25 protein-coding genes and 2 tRNA genes are annotated in these 23,037 nt (G+C 26.3%); 21 read left to right on the top strand and 6 right to left on the bottom strand.

What is annotated here, in order from left to right; genetic code table 11:
* Genes AAQM_RS11690 through AAQM_RS11640 form a run of 11 tightly spaced genes read left to right on the top strand, consistent with a single transcriptional unit; the run spans position 1 to position 7,981 of the window.
* A complete protein-coding gene (locus AAQM_RS11690; protein ID WP_129094023.1) occupies positions 1-657 on the top strand; it encodes a GDSL-type esterase/lipase family protein in 657 nt (218 codons plus the stop codon).
* Positions 658-681: 24 nt separating this feature from the next.
* Positions 682-1,281: a MarC family protein gene (locus tag AAQM_RS11685; protein WP_129094024.1), complete on the top strand. Its 600-nt coding sequence runs from the start codon at positions 682-684 to the stop codon at positions 1,279-1,281.
* Positions 1,281-1,775 carry a bifunctional adenosylcobinamide kinase/adenosylcobinamide-phosphate guanylyltransferase gene (locus AAQM_RS11680; protein ID WP_129094025.1) on the top strand — a complete coding sequence of 165 codons (495 nt, stop codon included), beginning with the start codon at positions 1,281-1,283 and terminating at the stop codon, positions 1,773-1,775. Before AAQM_RS11685 ends, AAQM_RS11680 begins: the two co-directional genes overlap by 1 nt.
* Positions 1,772-2,518, top strand: coding sequence for an adenosylcobinamide-GDP ribazoletransferase (locus tag AAQM_RS11675; protein ID WP_129094026.1), 747 nt, complete (start codon positions 1,772-1,774; stop codon positions 2,516-2,518). The genes AAQM_RS11680 and AAQM_RS11675 overlap by 4 nt, the downstream gene beginning before the upstream one ends.
* Positions 2,515-3,528, top strand: coding sequence for an aminotransferase class I/II-fold pyridoxal phosphate-dependent enzyme (locus AAQM_RS11670; RefSeq protein ID WP_129094027.1), 1,014 nt, complete (start codon positions 2,515-2,517; stop codon positions 3,526-3,528). Before AAQM_RS11675 ends, AAQM_RS11670 begins: the two co-directional genes overlap by 4 nt.
* On the top strand, positions 3,522-4,133 hold the full coding sequence (locus AAQM_RS11665) for a transglutaminase-like domain-containing protein (RefSeq protein ID WP_129094028.1): 612 nt from the start codon (positions 3,522-3,524) through the stop codon (positions 4,131-4,133). The genes AAQM_RS11670 and AAQM_RS11665 overlap by 7 nt, the downstream gene beginning before the upstream one ends.
* Positions 4,134-4,140: 7 nt before the next feature.
* A complete protein-coding gene (locus AAQM_RS11660; RefSeq protein ID WP_129094029.1) occupies positions 4,141-4,827 on the top strand; it encodes an SDR family oxidoreductase in 687 nt (228 codons plus the stop codon).
* A gap of 52 nt (positions 4,828-4,879) precedes the next feature.
* Complete coding sequence (locus AAQM_RS11655; protein ID WP_129094030.1) at positions 4,880-5,101, top strand: ribbon-helix-helix domain-containing protein; 222 nt, start codon at positions 4,880-4,882, stop codon at positions 5,099-5,101.
* A complete protein-coding gene (locus AAQM_RS11650) occupies positions 5,102-5,389 on the top strand; it encodes a type II toxin-antitoxin system RelE family toxin (protein WP_129094031.1) in 288 nt (95 codons plus the stop codon).
* 8 nt (positions 5,390-5,397) lie between these two features.
* A complete protein-coding gene (locus AAQM_RS11645; protein WP_129094032.1) occupies positions 5,398-6,597 on the top strand; it encodes a P-loop NTPase fold protein in 1,200 nt (399 codons plus the stop codon).
* Entirely contained in the window at positions 6,590-7,981 is a 1,392-nt protein-coding gene (locus tag AAQM_RS11640) for a cobyric acid synthase (RefSeq protein ID WP_129094033.1), read from the top strand. Before AAQM_RS11645 ends, AAQM_RS11640 begins: the two co-directional genes overlap by 8 nt.
* On the opposite strand, the gene AAQM_RS11635 is transcribed toward AAQM_RS11640, so the two are convergent.
* Positions 7,978-9,396, bottom strand: coding sequence for an SDR family oxidoreductase (locus AAQM_RS11635; protein ID WP_129094034.1), 1,419 nt, complete (start codon positions 9,394-9,396; stop codon positions 7,978-7,980). The two genes, AAQM_RS11640 and AAQM_RS11635, sit on opposite strands and share 4 nt — an antisense overlap.
* 91 nt (positions 9,397-9,487) lie before the next feature.
* On the opposite strand from AAQM_RS11635, the gene cbiB reads away from it, so the two are divergent.
* Together cbiB and AAQM_RS11625 are read left to right on the top strand one after the other, a co-directional pair.
* Positions 9,488-10,378, top strand: a complete 891-nt coding sequence (gene cbiB / locus AAQM_RS11630) for an adenosylcobinamide-phosphate synthase CbiB (RefSeq protein WP_129094035.1) — start codon at positions 9,488-9,490, stop codon at positions 10,376-10,378.
* The gene (locus AAQM_RS11625; RefSeq protein WP_129094036.1) at positions 10,375-10,797 is read left to right on the top strand and encodes a hypothetical protein; all 423 of its coding nucleotides are present in this window, start codon (positions 10,375-10,377) and stop codon (positions 10,795-10,797) included. Before cbiB ends, AAQM_RS11625 begins: the two co-directional genes overlap by 4 nt.
* Positions 10,798-10,811: 14 nt before the next feature.
* Here the strand turns inward: AAQM_RS11625 and AAQM_RS11620 are convergent, their stop codons facing one another.
* From AAQM_RS11620 to ilvD, 4 genes are all read right to left on the bottom strand, one after another.
* Positions 10,812-12,035 (bottom strand): ArsS family sensor histidine kinase, encoded by a 1,224-nt coding sequence (locus AAQM_RS11620; protein ID WP_129094037.1) that lies wholly within the window; start codon positions 12,033-12,035, stop codon positions 10,812-10,814.
* A complete protein-coding gene (locus AAQM_RS11615) occupies positions 12,032-12,694 on the bottom strand; it encodes a response regulator transcription factor (protein ID WP_128986411.1) in 663 nt (220 codons plus the stop codon). Before AAQM_RS11615 ends, AAQM_RS11620 begins: the two co-directional genes overlap by 4 nt.
* A gap of 27 nt (positions 12,695-12,721) precedes the next feature.
* Positions 12,722-14,143, bottom strand: coding sequence for a Do family serine endopeptidase (locus tag AAQM_RS11610; protein WP_129094038.1), 1,422 nt, complete (start codon positions 14,141-14,143; stop codon positions 12,722-12,724).
* Positions 14,144-14,260: 117 nt separating this feature from the next.
* The gene (gene ilvD / locus AAQM_RS11605) at positions 14,261-15,949 is read right to left on the bottom strand and encodes a dihydroxy-acid dehydratase (RefSeq protein ID WP_129094039.1); all 1,689 of its coding nucleotides are present in this window, start codon (positions 15,947-15,949) and stop codon (positions 14,261-14,263) included.
* A gap of 192 nt (positions 15,950-16,141) precedes the next feature.
* Here ilvD and AAQM_RS11600 point away from each other — a divergent pair.
* From AAQM_RS11600 to AAQM_RS11565, 8 genes are all read left to right on the top strand, one after another.
* A tRNA-Leu gene (locus AAQM_RS11600) sits at positions 16,142-16,228 on the top strand.
* A gap of 9 nt (positions 16,229-16,237) precedes the next feature.
* A tRNA-Ser gene (locus tag AAQM_RS11595) sits at positions 16,238-16,326 on the top strand.
* A 414-nt stretch (positions 16,327-16,740) separates the two neighbouring features.
* Positions 16,741-18,429: a tyrosine-type recombinase/integrase gene (locus tag AAQM_RS11590; RefSeq protein WP_164967011.1), complete on the top strand. Its 1,689-nt coding sequence runs from the start codon at positions 16,741-16,743 to the stop codon at positions 18,427-18,429.
* A 75-nt stretch (positions 18,430-18,504) separates the two neighbouring features.
* The gene (locus tag AAQM_RS11585; RefSeq protein WP_129094041.1) at positions 18,505-19,674 is read left to right on the top strand and encodes a hypothetical protein; all 1,170 of its coding nucleotides are present in this window, start codon (positions 18,505-18,507) and stop codon (positions 19,672-19,674) included.
* Entirely contained in the window at positions 19,675-19,968 is a 294-nt protein-coding gene (locus tag AAQM_RS11580) for a hypothetical protein (RefSeq protein ID WP_129094042.1), read from the top strand. It abuts the gene before it with no gap.
* Position 19,969: 1 nt separating this feature from the next.
* On the top strand, positions 19,970-20,533 hold the full coding sequence (locus AAQM_RS11575; protein ID WP_129094043.1) for a uracil-DNA glycosylase family protein: 564 nt from the start codon (positions 19,970-19,972) through the stop codon (positions 20,531-20,533).
* A gap of 644 nt (positions 20,534-21,177) precedes the next feature.
* On the top strand, positions 21,178-21,540 hold the full coding sequence (locus AAQM_RS11570; RefSeq protein WP_129094044.1) for a hypothetical protein: 363 nt from the start codon (positions 21,178-21,180) through the stop codon (positions 21,538-21,540).
* 3 nt (positions 21,541-21,543) lie between these two features.
* A complete protein-coding gene (locus tag AAQM_RS11565) occupies positions 21,544-22,407 on the top strand; it encodes a hypothetical protein (RefSeq protein WP_129094045.1) in 864 nt (287 codons plus the stop codon).
* 86 nt (positions 22,408-22,493) lie between these two features.
* Here the strand turns inward: AAQM_RS11565 and AAQM_RS11560 are convergent, their stop codons facing one another.
* Positions 22,494-22,961 (bottom strand): hypothetical protein, encoded by a 468-nt coding sequence (locus AAQM_RS11560; protein WP_129094046.1) that lies wholly within the window; start codon positions 22,959-22,961, stop codon positions 22,494-22,496.
* Positions 22,962-23,037: the final 76 nt, after the last annotated feature.

Genomic DNA, 23,037 nt, shown 5'->3' with positions numbered 1-23,037 from the left:
ATGAGAACAAAAATATTATCAGGTCTTTTATTTGCAGTTTTATTAAGTGGATGTAATTTTACAGAAAAGCAAGAAGTAGTTGAATGGAAAATACAAAATAACCCATATTATAAACATAAAAAAAGTCAATTTGAGGTTTTAGCTATGAATGAAAAATATACGACTATGATGTTAGGTGATTCAATAACAGATGAGGGTTTATGGAATGAACTTTTAAATAATGACAAAGTTCAAAATAGGGGAATCAGTGGAGATACAACAAGTGGAGTCTTAGAAAGACTTGATTCTATCTCTTCAAATATTCAACAAGTTTTTATCATGATAGGTGTAAATGATATTATGAGAGGGAAAGAAGTTGATGAGGTTTATAATAACTATTTAAAAATAATCAAAATATTTAAAGATAAAAATATAAAAGTTAATATTCAAGCAACTTTATATGTTGGAGAAGCAAGAAAAGCAGATTTTAATGCAAAAATTGAAGAGTTAAATAGAAGATTAGAAAAATATACAAGTGAAAATCAAATCACATTTATAAATCTAAATCCTATTTTTGCACCACAAAAAGTGCTAAAAAAAGAGTTTACTTTTGATGATTTACACTTAAATGGAACTGCTTATAAACTTTGGGCAAATGAGATTAAAAAGTATTTTTAATCCTTATATAAATTAGGATTTTCTATGGATTTATTTATTTCAACATTTTTAAAAATGTTTTTTATAATGGCACCTTTTTTTGCATTAACTGTTTTTTTAACTGTAACACAAGATGCAAGTGTTAAAGAAAAAAAAGCTTTAGCTATAAAGGTTACCATTTCAGTAATCATTACAAGTATGATATTGTTATTTTTTGGAAAACACATATTTACAATTTTTGGAATTACTCTTGATGCTTTTAGAATAGGAGCAGGAGCTTTACTATTTTTAACAGCAATTGAGTTAGTAAAAGGAAGTAAAGATAGTGCTAAAGTTGGTGATAAAGATGTGCTTCAATTAGCAGTTGTTCCTTTATCAATTCCTGTTATTGTAGGGCCTGGAACAATAGGTATTTTACTTGTTATGGGTGCCACTTTTGAAAATACATCTTCTATGCTTACTGGAAGTTTAGCTTTGATAAGTGCTGTTTTAGTTATAGGTTTTATGCTTTATAGTTCAAGTATATTTGAAAGAATGATGGGGAAACAAGGACTTTTAGTTCTTTCAAAAATTACTGGTTTAATTTTAGCTGCTTTATCTGCTCAAATTGTATTTACTGGTATTAAAAACTTTTTGGAGCTTTGATGAAGATATTTTATTTTGGTGGACAAAAATCAGGAAAAACAAAAGCTGGAATCAAAAAAGCTTTAGAATTAGCAATAAATGAAAAACCATATTATGTTGCTACTTATGATAACTCTTTTGGAGATGATTCTATGCAAAATAGAATTGATAAACATATTTTTGAGAGAAAAGAGGATTTTATCACTATTGAAGAGCCAAAAGATTTGACAAAAGTAGTTGAGAAAAACAGAACTTATTTAATAGATTGTGTTTCAATGTGGCTTTTTAATAATCTACAAAATAGTGAAGAAACTTTAAAAACTCAGCTTCAAAATATTTGTAAAATAGATGCAAATATCATTTTTATTTTAAATGATGTTTCGTGTGGAATTATTCCATTTGATAAAGAATCACGAAGATTTGTGGATTTTTCAGGACTTATAGGTCAAGAGTTAACAAAACTATGTGATGAGGTTTATGAGGTGAAATATGGACTTGAAAGAAGATTAAAATGAAAGCTATATTAAACGCCTTTTTCTTTGCACTTTCGTATTTTTCAATCATTCCTGTTTTTGTAAAAGATATGCAAATAAACAATCAAACTTATAAATATACTTTGATTTTGTTGCCACTTGTTGGAGCTATTTTGGCTTCTATTGTTATTGGATTAAATCTTTTATTAAATGAGTTTTTTCATCCTTTATATTCTTCTTTTGTTGTTGCTATTGTTTATTTGGCACTTTATGGTTTTATTCACACAGAAGCAATAATCGATGTTGTTGATGGTTGGTTTGCTTCATATAGTGGGAAAGATGCTTATAAAATTATGAAAGAATCAACTATTGGAGCGATTGGAGCTTTGTATGGTTTTGCTTTTGTTTTATTAAAAGTTGGAATCATAACTTATGTTTTGTATGAAAAACAGTATGCACTTTTTTTTATTGTTTGTATATTTTCAAGATTAAATTTGATTTATTTGCTTGGATATTTTAAATTTAGTAAAGATAGTTTTTTATCTTTGGCATTTGAACATGGTGGGATTTTAGGTCTTAAAATTATTGCTTTGATTTATGTGATTATCGCATTTTTTATTGGCTCAAATGTTTTGGTTTTATTTGTTTTATCACTTTTGAGTTTTTATTTCATATTAAAAGTTTTAGACAATAAATTTGGCTTTGTAAATGGTGATTGTTTAGGATTTACTCTTGAACATACAGAACTTGTACTTTTAAATATAGGATTACTTTTAATATTATGAAAACTTTTGAACATGGCGGACAAATAGAAAAATTTGCATTTGATTTAGGATGTAAAGTTAGTGAAATAATTGATTTATCTTCAAATATAAATTTTGTAAAACCTCAAATAAATGTAGATTTTAACACTTTAGATATTTCATCATATCCAACTTATGATAAGTTGTATGAAAAAATAGCTTTTAATTATGCAGTTAAAACTTCTCAAATTGAGCTTTTCAATGGTGGAAGTAGTGCTATTTTTACTTTGTTTAAACATCTTGCTTTAGAAACTTGTACTATTTATTCACCTGCGTATTTGGAGTATAAAAAAGCTGCTTTAAATTTTGATTATGAATTAAATCTAATAAATAGATTTGAAAATATCAATCAAGAAGTAAAAGAGAATAGTTTTGTGATTTTTGTAAATCCATCAACTCCTGATGGAAAATATTATGAGCTTGAAGAGTTGATGAAAACTTGGATAGAAAAATCTTGTACTATTTTGATTGATGAGAGTTTTTTGGATTTTTGTGATAAACCTAGTGCTATAAAATACTTAGAAACTTACGATAAATTATATATTTTAAAATCAATGACAAAGTTTTATTCAAGCGCAGGAATACGAGTTGGAACAATAGTTTCAACAAAAGAAAATATAGAAAAATTAAAAGAGTTTGAACCTATGTGGAAACTATCACAATTTGATTCAAACTATTTACAAGCTGCACTTGATGATAAACTTTTCAAAAATATCTCAAAAGCAATAAATATAAAAAATAAAATAGAGTTAGAAAATATTCTAAAAAATTCTACTTTAATAGAAGAAGTTTTTGAAAGTAGTGCAAATTATCTACTTGTAAAACTAAAAAATCTAAAAGCAAAAGAGTTCATAGAATTACTAAAACCATATAAAATTATGGTTAGAGATTGTTCAAATTTTGATTTTTTAGATGAAAGATTTATTAGAATTGCTGTAAAAAGTTCAAATGCAAATGAGATTTTACAAAAGGCATTAGAAGAGATATGTTAATAAACAATAGATTTTTAAAATATTTCTCTTTTTTATTATCTGCTATTTTTATTATTTATGTGATTTATTTGATAGTTTCTTCATTTTTTATAGTGAAAAATCAGTTTATAGATATCGGTGATGCAACTTATGTAAATCAAGTAAGAAAAGATGACTATACAAAAAAACTAGCTTTATATTTAACAAAAGATTGTCAAAATGACAAACTTTGTGAAGTTCAATCAATGCTTGATTTTGTTACAGCAATTCCATATAAAATAAATGAAAGTGTTGCACGAAGTCCTAAAAATGTAGTTGAACAAAATTTTGGAGATTGTGATGATAAATCAAATCTTTTGATTTCACTTTTAAAAGTTAGTGGTTATGAAAAAGTTTATTTTGTATTAGTTCCAGAGCATATTTTTGTGATTATAAATTTTGAAGATATAAAACTAAATAAAAAAGCTTTATATGTAAATGATAAACCTTTTTATATTTTAGAAAGTACAGCCCAAAATTCAAAAATTGGTTTTCCTTTGAAATATAAACTAGATGAAATAAGTGCAATTGTTGACCCGTTTGTAAATAAAAAATTAGTTATAAATAAATTAGAGTATAAGTATTAGGAAGAATATGAAGACTATCATAATAACAGGTGCTTCAAATGGTATAGGAAAAGCACTAGCAAAAAATTTAAGAAAAAAATATCAAATAATAAATATAGATATAATAGAAAAAAAGATGGATAGAGTGAAGTTTTATAAGTGTGATTTATCTTCTAAAGAGCAGTTATTAAAAACTATAGAAAAAATCAAAAAAGATAGAAATAAAATCTATGCACTAATAAACAATGCAGCAATTTTTAATCATATATCACTAGAAGAACAAACCATAGAAGAGTGGGAAAAGATAATAAGTGTGAATTTAACAGCACCTTATATCTTATCAAAAGAGTTTGCATCATTACTAAAAGAATCCAAAGGGCATATTATAAATATCTCTTCAACAAGAGCTTTGATGAGTGAGAGTGGAACTGAAAGTTATAGTGCTTCAAAAGGTGGAATTAGTTCACTAACTCACGCACTAGCTGCTAGTTTAGCACCAAATGTAAAAGTAAATTCTATAAGTCCAGGTTGGATAAATACAGATATTAACTATAAACCAACTGCAAATGATAATGAACAACACTTAAGCGGACGAGTTGGAACTTCTTTGGATATAGTAGATACTGTAAAATTTTTACTAAAAAATAGAGGTTTTATCACTGGTGAAAATATAGTTGTTGATGGTGGAATGACTAAAAAAATGATTTATGTTTAGTTGACAATAAATATAATAAACAATATAATAAACAATATAAAAGGAGTTTATTATGTATAAAACAGTTAAACCAACAACATTTACTCTATCTTTAGAATTACTTGAAGATTTAGACATAATGTCAAAAGAGTTAGGGAAAAAGAAAACAGCAATTATTAGTGAAGCCCTTGAGATGTATATGGATTATCAAGATATACAACTTGCTAAAAAAAGGTTAAATGATAGTAGTGGAACAATTAGCCATGATGAGTTATTAAAAGAATTGGGTATTTAGATGTATAGTGTTGTTTATAAAAAAACAGCAATAAAAGATTTCAAACGAATAGACAAAGCAAATATTAAATTCATTACAGATTCAATTTTAGAATTTACAAATAATTTCTCTTTTGAATACGAACAAGAACTTCTAAAAACTGGCAAAATAAAAAAACTTCAAGGATTAAATGAAGAACTTTATAGATTAAAACTTAGAACATATAGGGTTATTTATAAAAAAGAGGAAGATAGACTTATTATACTTGTTGTTGCTGTGAAATCAAGAGAAAATTCGTATAAGAAATAAGGACTAAGATGGCAAATGCGAAAATCCTAAAAGAATATTTAGTTGATGAAAATAATGGATATTTACTAAATGATAATAACAACGGTAAAGTTATTATGCTTTCAGGAAAATGGGGAAGTGGGAAAACTCATTTTTGGAAGAAGATTATTGCAACTGATGAATTAAAAAAAGAGTTAAGTATCAAAAATAGTGCTTATTCTTACGTAAGTTTGTATGGTAAAAGTTCAATTGAAGAGATTGAAAATGATATTTTCGCACAATTATATTTTAGTGCAATAGGTGGAGAAAATATTGTTACACAAAAAGTTTCTACATTTACAAAATATACAAAAAGATATGGAAGTATTTTTTCTGAAAAGATTGAAAAATTTGCAAATGGTGTGAAAGAAGAACAAAAAGACAATCAAGAAAGAATTGCTCTTGAAAGATTAAAGAATGGTGCAATCATCTGTTTTGATGATTTTGAAAGAAAATCAAAAGATATAGATTTAAATGATTTATTTGGATTTATTACTCAATTAACTTTAAACTTTGATTGTAAAGTAGTGATTATTTTAAATGATGATGTATTTAAAGGTGAAGAAAAAGATGTATTTTCAAAAGTAAAAGAAAAATCTGTATCAAAGTTTTTGAAATATGACCCAAGCATAAAAGAACTTTTTGAAACTATTTTTAGTATTAAACGATATAGAGTATTAGATAAGTATAAAGAAATTATTCTAAAAACTATTGAAGAAACAGAAGAATTAAATGCAAGAATCTATATTCAAGTTTTGGATAATTTAGTTGAATGGATTGAAAAAAAACAAGAAATGAATGATGCTATTTTAAGATATTTAATTTTTATTAATATTAATTTTATTTTGTATCATTGTCATTTCATCGAAAAAAAAATGAATGACGGAAAGCTTTTCTTTATTAAAGAATTAGATTATATATCTGATAAAAATTTTCAAATTTTGAGTAAAGAATTTTTTAATATTTTAAATAAAAAAGAAATTAATGTAAATTTAATAATTGATGAAATAACCACTTCCCCTTCTATGACACAAAAAAACAAACTAATAGATTTTATAAATGATAATAAAATATATATAAAAATTTGGTATTTGTTTTATAGATATAAAATTAATTATATTGGGACAAATAATGTTTTATTCCAAAAAATTAATAACTTCATAGAAACAGGAATTTTAATAGATGAATAACATCTCAATCTTCGGAACTTCAAGTGATGCAGGAAAATCAACAATCACTTTTGTGATAGCTAAAATACTTCAAGATTTAGGAATTTCAGTAACACCATTTAAAGCACAAAATGTATCAAATAATTCTCACGTTTGCGATGATGGAAGTGAAATAGCAATCGCTCAATATTTTCAAGCTGAGGTTTTAGGTGTTCCTACTTCATATCATCTAAATCCAGTATTACTAAAATCTGGACGAGGAAGTTCTGCCTCACTTATAGTTGAGGGAAAAGTTGTAACTAATAAAGATGTGAGAGAATATTATAGAGATTTAGATTTACTTAAACCTGCTGTTAAGCGATGTTTTGATTATCTTGATAAAAAGTATGATTGCATAGTTGCTGAGGGTGCTGGAAGTCCCGTTGAGTTAAATCTTATGGATAAAGACTTATCAAATATTTTTATAGCTAGTGTTTATAACACAAAAATCATACTTGTAGCAGACATAGAAAAAGGTGGAGTTTTTGCTTCTATTTGGGGAGTTTATAATCTACTTCCAGAAAAGTTACGAAAAAATGTAATAGGTGTAATTGTAAATAAATTTAGAGGTGATTTAACACTTTTTGATGAAGGCATTAGAATCATTCAAGAGGATTTCAAGATTCCAGTTTTAGGAGTATTGCCATATCTGCCTTTTAATCTTGGATTTGAAGATAGTGCTAGTTTGAAAAACTTTGTTCAACAACCCAAAAATAAAAAACTAGATATTGCAGTAATTGCATATCCATATATGAGTAACTACAATGATTTTGAGCCTTTGATTGCTGATGATGAGGTTTTTGTGGAGTTTGTTAGTTCCAACATTTCACTTGAAAAGTTTGATTTAGTGATACTTCCTGGAAGTAAACTTGTAATCAAAGATTTGCTTTGGTTAAAAAAGACTGGACTTTTTGAGCAGATTAAAAACTACAAAAAAGAGATTTGTGCTATTTGTGGTGGATATGAGATGATGTTTGAGAATCTTGAAGATATTTATGCAATAGAGAATGAAGAAATCATCAAAGAAGAGGGATTTGCCTTTATTCCTGATAATATTATTTTTGAAAAAGAGAAAATTTTAGAGAAAAAAACTTATGAGTTATTTGGTGAAAAAATAGCTGGTTTTGAAATACATCATGGAATGTGTGAAAAATATCCATTATCTTTTGAAAAACAAAATTTCAAAGGTACTTTTGTACATCAAATTTTTGATAACAACGAATTTAGAACAAAATATTTTAAATCAATAAAAGCTGATTATGTAGGTTTTGATTTTCAAGAGTATAAAAAACAAACTGTTGATAATTTTATCTCTACTTTAAAAGCAAAATTAGATGTAGAACATTTAATAAAAAGCATAAGCTAAAGAGCTTTTGCCTTTTTGATTATACTTTTTATCATATTGTTAAATACAAAATAGTGAAGGGGAACCAACGCATACCAGTATAATCTTCCCAAAACTCCTTTTGGATAAAAGTAGGCTGATTGGATTAGTTTGTTATCTTTGATTTTAAATTCAAGCCAAGCTTCCCCTGGAACTTTCATTTGAGCATAAAGTAAAAGTCTTTCATCTTTTTGTAAATCCACAACTTTCCAAAAATCTAAACAATCACTAATTCTTAAATCACATTGGCTTCTTCTTCCACGTTTAAGTCCAACTCCACCGATTAATTTATCGATAATTCCTCTTAATTCCCATAAAAAATCAAAGTCAAACCAGCCATTTTCTCCACCAATACTAATAAATGATTGATAGACTTTTGAAGCATCTATATGTGAAATATCTACTTCTTTTCTATCTATAAATACAGCTTTTGAGATTTCATTTTGAGCATTTTTCTCCCAAACTCCATCTCCTTTGTCATTCCATCTGCTTATTACTTGGTTTTCTTCTATCTCATTTATAGCATTTTTTACAGCCTCTTCATAAGAGATTGGAGTTATATTTGGGAAATATTTTTTTGCGTGGTCATTTTGAATTATTACTTCTGATTTAAGCCCTTCAATCAAAGCTTTTGCAACGGTAAAAGGAACGGGCGTAAAAAGATTTAGCCAATAAGAAGAGAGATTTATACTCATAAAAGGCAAGGTAATCAAATATCTTTTTAATCCCAAAACTTTTGCAGTTTTTAACATCATATTTTTATAACTTAGTTGTTCACTTCCAATATCAACTATCAAATTTTCTTTTTCATTTAAATACAAACCATTGTGTAAATATGATAAAACATCACTTACAGCTATTGGTTGAGCTTTTGTATTTACCCATTTTGGAGTTGTCATAATAGGAAGTTTTTCAGTTAAGTTTCTAATAATCTCAAAACTAGCACTTCCCGAACCAATAATCACACCAGCTCTAAACCAAATAGTTTGAACATTTTTATTTGAGCTTAAAATTTCTCCCGTTTCAATACGAGAAAGTAAATGTTCACTTGTATTTTCATTTTTAACTCCAAGCCCACCAAGATAAATGATTCTTTTTACTCCACACTCATTTGCAACATCTAGAAAGTTTTGAGCAGAGATTTTATCTAGGTCTTTATAGTTTTCATTACTTAAAGAGTGAATCAAATAATAAGCCACTTCTACATCTTTTAGGGCTTCTTTCAAACTCTCTTTATCAAAAGTATCCCCTTGTATGATAGTAACGTTTTTATCTAAAGTAGTTACACTTTTTTTATTTCGAACAAGAAGTTTTAATTCTATATTTTCATCATTTAAAAGTATTTGTTTTAATCTTCTTCCAATATATCCAGTAGAGCCTGTTAGTAGTACTTTCATTTGAACTCCTTTTAATAAAGTAATGATACTATTTCAATTGATTTATTATATCACTAATAAAAAATTTAAAGATAGGAAATTTGTAAGTTCAATGTTTTATGAAGTAGCTTTGATAGCATATATTTTAGATAGGATTTTTAAAGAGTATGAAGAACTTAAGTTTTTTAAACATCCTATTATTTTGATGGGAAATTATATTTCTTGGTTTCAAAAGAAGTTTTATAAGGATTCTATTTTTAGAGGATTTCTTTTAACAATTTCTCTTATATTTATAGTTTTTATAATCTCATATTTTTTATCTTTGTTTGATAATATTTTAGTTCAAGGATTTTTAGCATCATTTACAATAGCTTCTAAAATGCTTTATGATAGTGTAAACGAGGTTATAACAAGTGAAAATTTACAAGAAAAAAAACAAAAAATTTCTATGTTAGTTAGTCGTGATACATCAGACTTGAATGATAGTCAAATAAATAAAGCAGCAATTGAAACTTATGCTGAAAACCTAAGTGATGGAGTTGTTGCTCCACTTTTTTATCTTTTATGTTTTGGAATAGTTGGAGCATTTATTTATAAAGCTATAAATACTCTTGATTCAATGGTTGGATATAGAAATGAAAAATATGAAAAGTTTGGTAAATTTTCTGCTAGACTCGATGATGTTGTAAATTTTATTCCTTCAAGAATCACAGCTATTTTGATAGCTTTACTATTTTTTAGTAAAAAAGCTTTTTTAGAGTTTAAAAGATATGGAAAAAAACATGAAAGTATAAACGCAGGTTATCCAATATCAGCTTTTGCACTAGCTATAAATGTTAAACTAGGCGGTCCAACTTCTTATTTTGGAAAGATAAAAAATAAACCTTTTTTTGGAGATGGAAAAGAAAATATAGAAAATAGTGATGTTTTAGAGGCTTTAAGTCTTAGAAATCGTTTGGATATATTTATAATTATTGTATTAATTTTAGGAGTTTTAGTATGACTTATGAAGAGTGGTTTTTAAAACAAGGAGAACTACACGCAAATGTAATGAAAAAATTAACAAATAAATCAAAAGATGAGATTATTGAGTATTTTAAATTTGAAAATATGGTAAAAAATGAACCAGATTTTTGTCCACTTTATAAAGATAATAAAAAATGCCACGATATGGAAGATTTAAATTGTTATTTATGTGCTTGTCCAAATTTTAGATTTAAAGATGAAGGATTTGAAAAAACAGCGGATGGAAAAACTCTATATTCTGTTTGTAATATAAATTCACGAGATGGAGCACAATACATAGGTGAAGATTATATTCATCAAAATTGTTCAGGCTGTATCGTGCCCCATAGGGCTAAATATATAAAAAAGAATTTCAACACAAATTGGTTTGAAGTTATGAAAGATGTAAGGTCTTAAATTTTAAAGAAGAGTTACTTCATCATATTTATGATGAAGTAATTTCTTCCACCTTCGTATTTATATTCTAGTTTAAATCCATGTAAATTTACAACAGTTTTTACGATATAAAGTCCTAATCCAAAACCATCACTTCTTTTTTCTTCTTGTGAAAAGGCTTCTGTATAATAAGAAAGTTCATGACTTAAAGGCTCCCCTAAAGAGCTAATTTCTATTTTCTCTTTTGAAGCATTTATAATTGCTTTTTTATTTGGTGAGAATTTTATAGCATTATCTATAAGATTTTTTAAAGCAATAGACATCATATAAGTATCAACTTCAAATTTAAAATCTCTGATTTTAGCAGCAATATTTTCAGGATTTACCATCATTAAATCTAAAGTTTTTGTATATATTTTGAAAAAAGAGCTCTCTTCTTTAAAAATCATAGTGTTTTTAGAAGTTAATTTTTCAACTGTTGCTAATTCTTTGATAATATCATCCATTCTTTTAAAGGCTCTTTGTAAGGTCTCTCTTTTGTTATCATCATTTAAAGTTTCAGCAATAAACATAGCTTTTGTAATAGGAGTTTTTAATTCATGCATCATATTTCGCATAAATAAATCTTTTGATTTTGATTGATTATTTATGATATTTATTGCTTCATTAAAACTTTTAGCAATAGTTCCTATTTCATCGTTACTCGTATAGTTTAGCTTTATATCTTTATTTCCATTTGAAAATGCAATAAGTTGTTTATTTAGCACTTTTAATGGATGTAATTTTCTTTTTAAAATTTCATATAAAAATAAAAAAGTAAACAAAGATATGGTAAATCCAATAACAATAAAAGCCATACTATAGTTGTGATTTGTAGAGTCTTTTAGCATAACGTTATAGCCAAATTGTTGTACATAGATATAGTAAACATCATTATATTTATAAACTCTGTATGTTCCTAAAAAATTTTGTGTTATTGTTAATTCTTGAGCATTTTTTATTATTTCAAGTTTCTCTTCTCTCTCTTCAATAGGTATAACTTGAAACTTTTTGTATAAAGCAAGCAGGGTTTCAAAAGTTGGATGACTTTGAAATGTACTTAAAAAATTTTCTGCTATTAATTCATATCTATTTTGAAGTGAAAGTTCATGTTTTTGTTTATCATAATTGATAAACATTGCAAAAGTTATAAAAATAGAGATAAAAGCCAACGTAAATATGATATTTACAAAAGTGGAAATAGAGATATTTTTTATCATACTAACTGATATCCAATACCTCTTACTGATTTGATATAAGTTTGACTATCATCAATTTTTGATAATTTAGTTCTAATTCTTGAAATAATTACATCAATATTTTTAAGTGAAGATTCATCTTCAATATTGTCACTTGCGTAAATGAAATCTTCTCTTGCCACAACACCATGATTTCTTTGAATTAGTAGCTTTAAAATATCATATTCAGCTAATGTAAGAGTTAAAGCAACACCTTTGAAAAGTATTTGCATATCATCTTCTCTTACTTCAAAAAGTGAATTTTGTTCAGTTTTTTTAGGTTCATTTTGTAAATCAACACGTTTTAATATAGTTTTGATTCTTGCTTGAAGTTCTCTTGGATTATATGGTTTTGGAAGATAATCATCTGCTCCTCTTTCTAATCCCATAACTTTGTCCAAAATATCATCTCGTGCTGAACTTATAATAATTGGAATATTAGATTTTTCTCTTATTTTTGGAATAAGTTCTAACCCATCAATTTCAGGAAGAGTTAAATCCAAAATTATTAGTTGATAATCTTTATGTACATTAAGCATAGATAGTCCATTGTATGGACTATCTGTGTTGATAACTTCAATATCAAATGATTTTAGATAATCAGTGATGATTTGAGCTAATTCTAAATCATCTTCTATCATAAGTACTTTAATAATGGGAAATCCTTTTTATTGAATTACAAATAGAATAGTTTGACCATATCTATTTACATAAACTCTTTTATATTTCTTATTATACTTTTTTAAAGCTGTTTCTATATTTGTAAAATTCTTAATTTCTACATCTTCAATTTGAACTATAATATCTCCAGCTTGAAAACCAACTTTTTCAGCATTTGATTTTGGTTCTACATCTGAAATTAATATTCCAGCTGAATCAACAGGTAATCTAAACTGTTTTTGTAATTGAGAGTCAATAACACTTAGTTTTAAACCACCAAGGAAAGTATTGTTATCAGATTGAATTTGAACTAAAGTTGATCTATCTCCTAAAACTATATCTAAAGATATATCTTTCCCATCTCTTTCAATACCTAATTTAATTTTTTCATCAGGTGGGAATGATGCAATCGTATTTTGTAAAGAAGTTCTATCTTTTATAGCTTTACCATTTATAGAATAGATTAAATCTCCTCTTTTTAAACCACCTTTAGCTGCAGGAGTTTCAGTTGAGATATCTAGAACTAAAGCACCTTCTTTTCTTTTATAAACTTTTGCTAAATCATTATCTAATTCTCCAATAGCAACACCTAAGTAACCTCTTGTTACTTTTCCATCTGCTACAAGTTTTTCAACAACATCTTTAACCATTGCAACAGGAATTGCAAATCCAATTCCATTATTACCACCACTTTTTGAGATGATAGCTGTGTTAATTCCAATTAAAGCTCCACGGCTATCAACCAATGCACCACCAGAATTTCCAGGATTTATTGAAGCATCAGTTTGAATATAATTTTCATATCTATTTATTCCAACTTTATTTTTATTTAAAGCTGAAATAATTCCTTGAGTTACAGTACTTCCCACTCCAAATGGATTTCCAATAGCAAAAATAACATCTCCCACCATTAAGCTATTTGAATCACCAAGTTTGATAGGAGTTAATTTCACATCAGAATCTATTTTTATTACAGCAATATCACTATCTGCATCTCGACCTATAAGTTTTGCGTTATATTCTGTTGTATCATCACCGATTGTTACAGTTATCTCTTCTGCATTTTCAACAACATGATTATTTGTAACTATATAACCATCTTTTGAAACGATTACTCCTGAACCTAAAGATCTTTGAACTCTATTTTGTTTAAATTGATTTCCAAATTGATCACCAAAAAATCTTTTGAAAAATGGGTCATTAAACATTTGTAAAGGTAAAGTATCTAAGCCTGTATCCACATGTCTTTTTGCAGAAATATTAACAATAGAGTGTACAGAATCTTTTATACTGCTATTAAAAGACAAAATTTCATTTGTTGTATTTGGAGCTATTCTTGTTGGATTTTTATCCATCATTTCAAAATCTATAGTTTTCGCAAACAATTGTGTTGCAATCAGCGTAGAAATTAGTAAAAGTTTTTTCTTCACTTTTATATCCTTTTTGAATTTATTATATTGACATTGTAAAGTATAAGAGTAAACTATTTTCCAATAAAAAGTTAATAAAAAGTTAATTAAAATAGGGAAAAATTCCCTATTTAATCGTTATAAATCTGTTTTTAAAACAGCACCACTACTTGCATTTGTTACAAGTGCTCTATATTGACCTAACCAAGAAGAATTAAGTGGTTTTTTTAATGGTTTAAATTCAGCTTTTCTTTTTGCTATTTCATCATCAGATAAGTTTACAGATAAGATATATTGGTCAACATCGATATGAATTTCATCACCATCTTTTAGTAATCCAATCATTCCACCTTCAGCTGCTTCAGGACTTACGTGACCAATAGATGCTCCTCTTGTAGCTCCACTAAATCTTCCATCTGTGATTAATGCTACTTTATCTCCAAGTCCCATTCCCATGATTAAAGAAGTTGGTGCTAACATTTCTTGCATTCCAGGACCTCCTTTTGGACCTTCATATCTGATAACTACAACATCACCAGCTTGAACTTTTCCTGATACAATTCCTTTAATTGCTTCTGGTTGTCCATCAAAACATACAGCTTTCCCTGTAAATACTCTAGAACCAGTAATTCCAGCAGTTTTAATAACAGCACCTTGCTCAGCTAAGTTTCCATATAAAATAGCTAATCCACCCACCGCTGAATATGGATTATCAATAGTGTGAATAATATTTGTATCTTTGATGTAAGCATCTTTGATTTTTTCTAAAGTAGTTTCTCCAGAGATTGTAAGGTTTTCCATTAAAATATCATCACCTCTTTTTGACATCTCTTTCATAACAGCATTTACACCACCAGCTTTGTTGATATCTTCCATATGAACAGTAGATAAAGATGGAGAAATTTTAGCAATATGAGAAACTTTTTTTGAAATAGCATTAATGTCTTTTAATTCAAAATTAACACCTGCTTCTTTAGCAATAGCTAACATATGTAATACAGTGTTTGAACTTCCACCCATTGCCATATCAACTGCAAATGCATTTTTAACCGCATTTTCATTTAAGATATTTTTTAATTTATATTTTTCTCTTGATGCTTCATCTAATGCAATTTCACAAATTCTTCTAGCAGCTTTTCTATATAACTCTTCTCTCTCAGGAGTTAAAGCCAAGATTGTACCATTACCTGGTAATGCAATCCCCATTGCTTCCATAAGTGTATTCATAGAGTTAGCTGTAAACATACCTGAACATGAACCTCCACTTGGACATGCATTACATTCGATATCTTTTAACTCTTCATCACTCATTTCACCAGCTTCATGCTTTCCAACAGCTTCAAAAGCAGTTGCTAAGTCAATTGGAGTTCCATCTTTTGTGTAACCTTTTTCCATTGGACCACCTGATACAAATACTGTTGGAACATTTACTCTTAAAGCTCCCATAATCATACCTGGAACTATTTTATCACAATTAGGAATAGCAATCATTGCATCTAATTTATGTGCATTCATCACAGTCTCAATAGAGTTTGCAATTAACTCTCTTGACGGTAATGAAAATAACATACCATCATGTCCCATAGCGATACCATCATCAACTCCAATAGTGTTGAATTCAAATGGAACACAGCCATTAGCTCTTATCTCTTCTTTTATAATAGCTGATACCTTATCCAAGAAAAAATGTCCAGGAATTAATTCAATAAAAGAATTAGCTACTCCAATAAATGGTTTATCAAAATCTTCATCTTTTAAACCAGTTGCTCTTAATAATGACCTATGAGGAGTTCTATCAAACCCTTTTTTTACTTCATCACTTCTCAATTTCAATCCTTTAATTATGCATAAATTATATCTTTAGATTATACATTTATTGCTGTTCAATTTTTATTAAAATATAAAAAATTTTATAAATTTCAAATTTTATTTAAAAATCTCTTGACAAATAAAAAAAAACCTATTATAATTCCAGTCCAATTTAAGTAGAACAACTTAAAATTGACTTACTTAAAATGTGCGAGTGTGGCGGAATAGGTAGACGCGCGGGACTTAAAATCCCGTTCCGGTTTCGGAGTGTGAGTTCGATTCTCACCATTCGCACCATATATGTGTAGAGAGTTGACAGAGTTGGTCGATTGTACCGGTTTTGAAAACCGGCGAGGTTCACGCCTCCGAGGGTTCGAATCCCTTGCTCTCTGCCATTTTTCATTTCTAAACAAAATCCCCTTAAAATCAAGCTTTTAAAAAATATAAAATCTTTTTGTTTTCCGTTATGTTATTCATTTGTTCCCTGTTTTAGGCTATTTTGTTATCCTTTTTTGTTGATAACATAATTATCAAATTAGATAACATTTTCTTGATTATTAAAAATCACTTAAAAAATGGAGAACATTTTAGGTAACTTTAAGAATGTTTTGTCTTAATAAAGGCGAAATATTATGTATTTATATAAAAAGAACAGATACTATTTTTATAAAAGAAGAATCCCCAACACAGACTATTTTTATTCATTCAATACAAAACATACTAATTGTAAAAAAGCTTCTAAATTAGTTATAATCTTCAACAAATTAACAAGAGATATATTTGAATATATCAAGAGCCAAGGAAAACCATTGCCTTTTAATATAACAGAGATTATAAATGTTTTAGATAATTATAAAGAACAAGCACTTGTAGAAAATAAACAATTGGAAGAATTAAGACACAATCATTTATCAGAATTATTTAAAATTGAAAAAGAAGACCCAATATTAGGTAAAATCAAATTAAGTGGAGGGCAACCAGAAGTTATAGATAAAGCATTACAAACTTTTGAGCATTTAGCCGTAGGAAGTTATCAACAAATTAAAACACCACTTAAAAAACACGGAAAAGATATAGTAAAAAGAAGCACCACAGAATTAAAAGAGTTATATAATAGATTAAGAACATCAACAAATGAGAAAGATTTATTAGATTTTTTAAGTATGTTATTCAAAACAGAAGCACAAATACTCAAAATTGACCGTCAAAGGGCTCTTAATAGATTTGGAGATAATTTTATACCCCTAAATGAAAAATCATTCAATACAGAAGCAAATAACATACATTCTACTTCATATACACATGAACAAAAACAAAAATATAAATCAATAGAAGAGATAGAGAAAGATTTTTTATATAATTATTGTAATTATACAGATAAAATTTTAGAAGATTCAAAAACAAATGGAGCAAAAGTAAAAAAAATATCAGAGATATTAACAGAATTTATAAAAGATAGAAAAAATGAACATACAGCTCAATCTATAACAATAGATACATTAAGAGAAGTTATAAAAATAATCCCACAAATTCCCAAAAAGCCAGTAAATTTAAGCGAATCATACAGTTTTTATTTTGCTTATATGAAAAATAAAAAAGCTTCAAAAGAAGAATTAAGAAGTATAAAAACAATTAAATCAGACTTACAAGCAATAAAAAGATATATAGATTATTTAGCAAAGAAAAAATACATATCAAGCGACGATAATTTAGAGTTATCTGATTATTTAGAAGTTATAAAAAGAGAACTAAATTCAAAAGTAAAAAATAATCAAATAAGAGATAAAGAAAACGCAGAACCATTTAAAGACGAAATGTTGAAAAAGATTTTCAATAAAGAGTATAAACCTTATAAAATACTTTTCCAAAAATTAAAATCTTCTTATGTTAAAGATAAAAATATTTTAATAGCAAAATTTTATATTCCTTTAATTATGTTTTTTGTTGGTTCACGGGTTTCTGAATTAGTCCATTTAAAAACTTCTGATTGTGATTTTGAAGAAATAGAGGGAAATGAAAAATTATTATTATATATTGAAGCAAATGAACAAAAAGGCTCTAAAAGTTCAACTTCAAAAAGAATTATATTAGTTCACGATTTTTTAGCAAATGAACTTAATTTAAAAGATTTTGTGAAAAAAGCAAAAAGAGAAAATAGAGAATATTTATTCAATACCGTTCCAAAAGACGAAGAAAAAATCTCAAAAGCCTTTAATAGGGATAAAGATTTTTTAATAGGCACTTTAACAAAAAGAGACGAGTTTAATAATTCAAGATATACTTTATATTCTTTTAGGCATACATATAAAACTCATATGTTATCTTTAAATATTAATGAAACAGTAATAAATAAAATCCAAGGGCATTCAGACGAAAAGGTAGCAGATGGTTATTTTTCATTAACCAATGAATTAAATGAATCTATAAATGCTTTTAGAAAACACCAAAATATAGATTGGCAAGATTTTATGGAAATGACGGCTTATTTTAAGAATTAAACAACTAAATTAGGTTTTATAATAATTCTGATATATTATTTTAAGAGATTAGATTTTTAATTATAAGGGAATATATTGATATTAAGATTTATATTAGTTTTTATTATGGTATTTTTATTTAGTGGTTGTAATTTATATTATGATTTTGATAATGACCAGAAATATTTAATATCAAAAGAAAATATTTCGGAAGAAAATATGTGTAATATGATATCACAAAATAAAAATGCTTGGATTTCAGATAAACGAAAATGTGCTAAAAAAATCACAGACAGTGATGTGAATAGTTTGATATTCTTTAATAAAAATTGTAATTCAATAGAAGGTAAAGTAGAAATTACATCAGAAAATACTGTTTGTTCTTTATATAATTTAAATATAGTATATAAAAATGAAAATAATGGTAATTTAAATAATTTTTTTGACAAGATAAGACAATTACAATATTCCCTTCGATTGGAAGCAGATAAATATAATACAATTAAAGAACTATGCCCAACTTTTGAAGGTTCAATATATAATGAAGATAGCAGAAGTTGTAAATTTAAATCAGATAGAGAAATACCATATGAGTATTTTTATTTGGAGAAAATTATCAGAAAAAAAGATAATCTATCTTATAAAAATGAACAAATAGAAAAAGCTGATATAAAAACTTGGGAAAATGAAGCTAAAAATTGGAAAGGTACATTAGACGATTTATGTGAAAATCTTACGGATTCAAAAAATAATTTTGATAAACAAACTCTTAGTTGTAAAACATATTGGAAAAAAGAAATTAAAAAATATGAAGTTATGAAACCATTTTTAATAGACCAACATCATAAAATTACAGCAGAACGGGATAAAATACTTTTACAAAAAGTTCAAGAAGAAAGAGAAAAAGAAATTCAAATAAAAAATGAATGGGAAAAAAGAATCGGTAAATCACAAGAAATAATAAATGTTAAAGATTTTATATTTGGACATAAAAGTTTTACTTGTGAATCATATAAATCATTTTTATTTTTCTTTCCTAAGAAAATCAGATTAGATGTAGGAGTTAGTACAATACAAATTAATAATTCTTTTTTAGTTAATTATATAGATAGTTATAAAGATTATTTTTTATATCAAGGATATGATAAAAATGATAAAGTAATTAATTTAAAAGTTTATAAACAATCTTTGTTAAAAACAACACCTTATAGCTTGGATATAGAAGGTCTTGGTTATTATTGTGAGTTATTAAAAGAGGTAAAATAAATGTCTATTGAACCAGCAATATTGGAATATAAGATTAAAGGTGTTCAGAAAAATGTTCAAGAATTTTTTTTGAATAGTAGAGAAGCACATCATGCAAAAGAAAGAGTAAAAGTTCAATATGGAAACAAAATAGAACTTATACAAGTTAGAACAGGAACATATGCTAATAATATGTATAAAAGTATATATGGAAAAAGTCATCTTGATAATAATACAACACAAGAAAAAAGCGACCCTATTGCTGCTTTAATAATTTTCATTTTTTTAGGAATTTTACTTTGGTTAGCTCGTTGAAATGATAGTCAAACATAAATTTTATGATGAATGTGTTAAAAAATTTTTAGATAATGAAATATTAATAATTGGAACTTTTAATCCTAATATTCAAAATAATGAAGCTAATTTTTTTTATGGAAGAAATAGAAATTATTTTTGGAAAATTTTGCCAGAACTTTGGAATGAAGAAAGTTTGAAAGGTAAAGATATAAATATTAAAAAAAACTTTTTAGAAGATAAAAAAATTGCTATTACAGATTTAATTTTATGTATAGAAATGAAAGAATCACAAATAAATAGTTTTAAAGATGATAATATATCAAATGTAAAAAAATGGAATACAGATAATATCATTGATAATTTAAAATGTAGTAATATAAAAAAAATTTTTTTTACAAGAAAATCATTTAATAAATCAACAAATTTTTTAAAAATGGAAATATGTAAAATAAAAAGCTATTGTGAAAGTAATTTTATTAAATTTGAATTTTTACCAACTCCTTCAAGATATGCTAATGAAAAAAAAATTAAAGAATGGAAAGAATTAATTTTCAATGATAACACCATTAAAAAACTTTTTTAGTTAAAAAAATCAAAACAATCGCACTTTTTTACTTCCAACTCCTTATAACTTATCATAGCCCATAAGGGCATTAATATCTTATTAAGGAGTTCTAATATGAACAAATCTATCATATTAACAATTATTGTTATATTAGATTCGTTATCTACTGTAATTACTAATACAAATGGCTTTTTGATAATGTTTAGCTGACATTATTCAAAAAAACGGGGGTGGCACCCCGTTATTTGTATTAGAAATTAACATTGAGGGAGCTTCCTTATCTCTGTTTAATTTTTTAAACAGAGATAGGAAGCGGTATATAAATCGCGGTTAAATCAAAGAATAGCCTAAATATGGCACTTTTATTGTGTCTATTTTTGCTATTTTTTGTATAAAAATATGCTAAATTTTGTCTAATCGCTTTTTTAAAATCTAACAAATACTTAAATCAAAAACACTCATGCCAAAACCTACTGCCCGTGTTTTTTTAAGTTCTTTTATTTCTACTTTTTCACTGCCTTTTAACTCTCGTTAATGCTACTTGGCATTTCGTAATACTGCCTTTAAATAAATTACAGGTCTAAACCTCTGTTAAGAAATAAACAAAAAATATCATTCTCTTTTAGAGTTTATTGGTTAAACCAATTAAAGGAGTTATAAAAATGTTTACTCAAAAGAAAAAAGCCTATTATTCAAAAATACTGGGATTTAAAACAATTGAAGATTTTGAAATGTTTTCAAAAAGATATTTAAAATATTTAGAAAATCAAACCTTAACAAAAAATAGAATTATGAGTGGATTTTTTATATTAGTTGAAATTCAAAAAGAAGCTCATAAAAATAAATCTCTTATAAATTTTGATAATGTGAAAAATCCATTTATAAAAAAATACGCTAATGAAATTCTTGATTTAAGAAAAAATGGAAGTGGCAGCTTATCAATTACTAATTTTCTTTTTGAAAATCATAGAGTTAAAATCTCTCGTGGAACTATTGAAAAATTCTATAAACAAAATGGACTATAAAATATGGCTAATTTAAAAGGTGGAAATTTTGAAAAACAAATAAAAGACGCTTTCCACCGTCTTGAAGCTTTTGGAGTTGGAAGAGTTGGAAAAAATGATAATCTCACTCACTCTGATAAACTGGCTGAAAAAAGAGAAATGTATTTAAAAGATATATCAAACTATTTTCAATCTCAAAATTTAGAGGGGAAATTAAATAATCTATTCACAAAAGATAACCTTGATAAATTTTTTAATCAAAGATTAGAAGATTTATCAAGCAAAACCCAAGAAAACTATTTAAGGGGCTTTTCTTCAATGTTAAAAGGTCTTGAACAACAAAATATTCATATTCCACTACATTATGAAGATAAAGATTTTTTTGATAATAGAGTATCTATTTTAAAAGACCAAGCAGAAATAATAATTGAAAATAGATATATTGATAATGTTGAAAATGTAATTTCAAATTTATATGAAGATAGAGCTATAACTGGCTTAATAGCACAATGCCAATATGAACTTTCAATTAGACAAGCAGAAGCATTTGAACTTATAAAAAATTCAACTCAATATTTAGAAAATGGAAGAGTTGAAAATCTAATAGGAAAAGGAAATCACACTTATGAATCAAAAGAAATTTCTTTTGAACTTGAACAAAAAATTCTAAATAATACTGATGAACTAATTTCAAAATCTACTTATTATGAAGATTTACAAAAATATGATATTAGCTCCCACGATTTTAGATTTACAAGTGCAAGAGATAAATATGAAGAAAAAATTAATAGTGGAATTTCTGAAAAAGAAGCTAAATTACAAATTAGTGAAATTTTAAATCATAAACGGGAAGAAATCACAGATTATTATTTGAAAAGGACGGAATAAAAAATATTTTTTTATAATTTCCTGATGCTCTAGTTTTTTTGAAGTTCTTAAAAAAACAAAAATATTTTTTATAGAATAGCAAGTTTTTAACTTGCTATTTGTTTTTTTTCTTTGCTCTTTAAAGTCTCACTCCCATATTTTGATTTTATCTCTTCCATACTTTTTTCTTGTGGATTTCTTCCTTTCATTTCTCCATAAAACCACATTTTCTTTTTTGAAGCCCATTTGAAACCAAGCTCTTTAAGTTTTTCTTTTATCTCTTTCGTGTCCCCTGAAACCCAAACCCAAGACCCAACAAGTTCAATAGTTATATTTTCAAAATGTAGTATTAAGCTTATGATTTTTTCTAATTCAATATCAATTTTAAAATCATTTGAAAAATAAATCTTATGTTCTATTAAATCAGTATAAACAGCATTTAAAATTTTAAAACTCTCTTCATTTCCACCCTCCATATCAGGGTGTAATTTTTTAGCCAATGTTTTATAAATCTTTTTAGCTTCATTTATTCCCTCTATACCTTTAAACTCTTTTAAAATCTCTTCTCTATTCATTTGTTATCCTTTTTTTAAATGTTTTCATTTTTGAAGATTTGAGGGTTTGTTTTTTCTCTTCTTTTTTAAATTTAAA

It is taken from the genome of Arcobacter aquimarinus, from assembly GCF_013177635.1.
GTDB classification, from domain to species: Bacteria; Campylobacterota; Campylobacteria; order Campylobacterales; family Arcobacteraceae; genus Aliarcobacter; species Aliarcobacter aquimarinus.
Note: the sequence above shows the minus strand (reverse complement) of the source record. Positions and strands in the feature narration are given on the sequence as shown.

Excerpts from the sequence above, each read along its gene's own strand:
- AAQM_RS11645 (WP_129094032.1), top strand. The coding sequence starts at position 5,398 with ATGGCAAATGCGAAAATCCTAAAAGAATATTTAGTTGATGAAAATAAT.
- AAQM_RS11665 (WP_129094028.1), top strand. The coding sequence starts at position 3,522 with ATGTTAATAAACAATAGATTTTTAAAATATTTCTCTTTTTTATTATCT.
- AAQM_RS11690 (WP_129094023.1), top strand. The coding sequence starts at position 1 with ATGAGAACAAAAATATTATCAGGTCTTTTATTTGCAGTTTTATTAAGT.
- AAQM_RS11650 (WP_129094031.1), top strand. The coding sequence starts at position 5,102 with ATGTATAGTGTTGTTTATAAAAAAACAGCAATAAAAGATTTCAAACGA.
- AAQM_RS11570 (WP_129094044.1), top strand. The coding sequence starts at position 21,178 with ATGTTTACTCAAAAGAAAAAAGCCTATTATTCAAAAATACTGGGATTT.
- AAQM_RS11620 (WP_129094037.1), bottom strand. The coding sequence starts at position 12,035 with ATGATAAAAAATATCTCTATTTCCACTTTTGTAAATATCATATTTACG.
- AAQM_RS11640 (WP_129094033.1), top strand. The coding sequence starts at position 6,590 with ATGAATAACATCTCAATCTTCGGAACTTCAAGTGATGCAGGAAAATCA.
- AAQM_RS11625 (WP_129094036.1), top strand. The coding sequence starts at position 10,375 with ATGACTTATGAAGAGTGGTTTTTAAAACAAGGAGAACTACACGCAAAT.
- AAQM_RS11670 (WP_129094027.1), top strand. The coding sequence starts at position 2,515 with ATGAAAACTTTTGAACATGGCGGACAAATAGAAAAATTTGCATTTGAT.
- AAQM_RS11560 (WP_129094046.1), bottom strand. The coding sequence starts at position 22,961 with ATGAATAGAGAAGAGATTTTAAAAGAGTTTAAAGGTATAGAGGGAATA.
- AAQM_RS11675 (WP_129094026.1), top strand. The coding sequence starts at position 1,772 with ATGAAAGCTATATTAAACGCCTTTTTCTTTGCACTTTCGTATTTTTCA.
- cbiB (WP_129094035.1), top strand. The coding sequence starts at position 9,488 with ATGTTTTATGAAGTAGCTTTGATAGCATATATTTTAGATAGGATTTTT.
- AAQM_RS11655 (WP_129094030.1), top strand. The coding sequence starts at position 4,880 with ATGTATAAAACAGTTAAACCAACAACATTTACTCTATCTTTAGAATTA.
- AAQM_RS11575 (WP_129094043.1), top strand. The coding sequence starts at position 19,970 with ATGATAGTCAAACATAAATTTTATGATGAATGTGTTAAAAAATTTTTA.
- AAQM_RS11615 (WP_128986411.1), bottom strand. The coding sequence starts at position 12,694 with ATGATAGAAGATGATTTAGAATTAGCTCAAATCATCACTGATTATCTA.
- AAQM_RS11680 (WP_129094025.1), top strand. The coding sequence starts at position 1,281 with ATGAAGATATTTTATTTTGGTGGACAAAAATCAGGAAAAACAAAAGCT.
- AAQM_RS11580 (WP_129094042.1), top strand. The coding sequence starts at position 19,675 with ATGTCTATTGAACCAGCAATATTGGAATATAAGATTAAAGGTGTTCAG.
- AAQM_RS11565 (WP_129094045.1), top strand. The coding sequence starts at position 21,544 with ATGGCTAATTTAAAAGGTGGAAATTTTGAAAAACAAATAAAAGACGCT.
- AAQM_RS11685 (WP_129094024.1), top strand. The coding sequence starts at position 682 with ATGGATTTATTTATTTCAACATTTTTAAAAATGTTTTTTATAATGGCA.
- AAQM_RS11660 (WP_129094029.1), top strand. The coding sequence starts at position 4,141 with ATGAAGACTATCATAATAACAGGTGCTTCAAATGGTATAGGAAAAGCA.
- AAQM_RS11635 (WP_129094034.1), bottom strand. The coding sequence starts at position 9,396 with ATGAAAGTACTACTAACAGGCTCTACTGGATATATTGGAAGAAGATTA.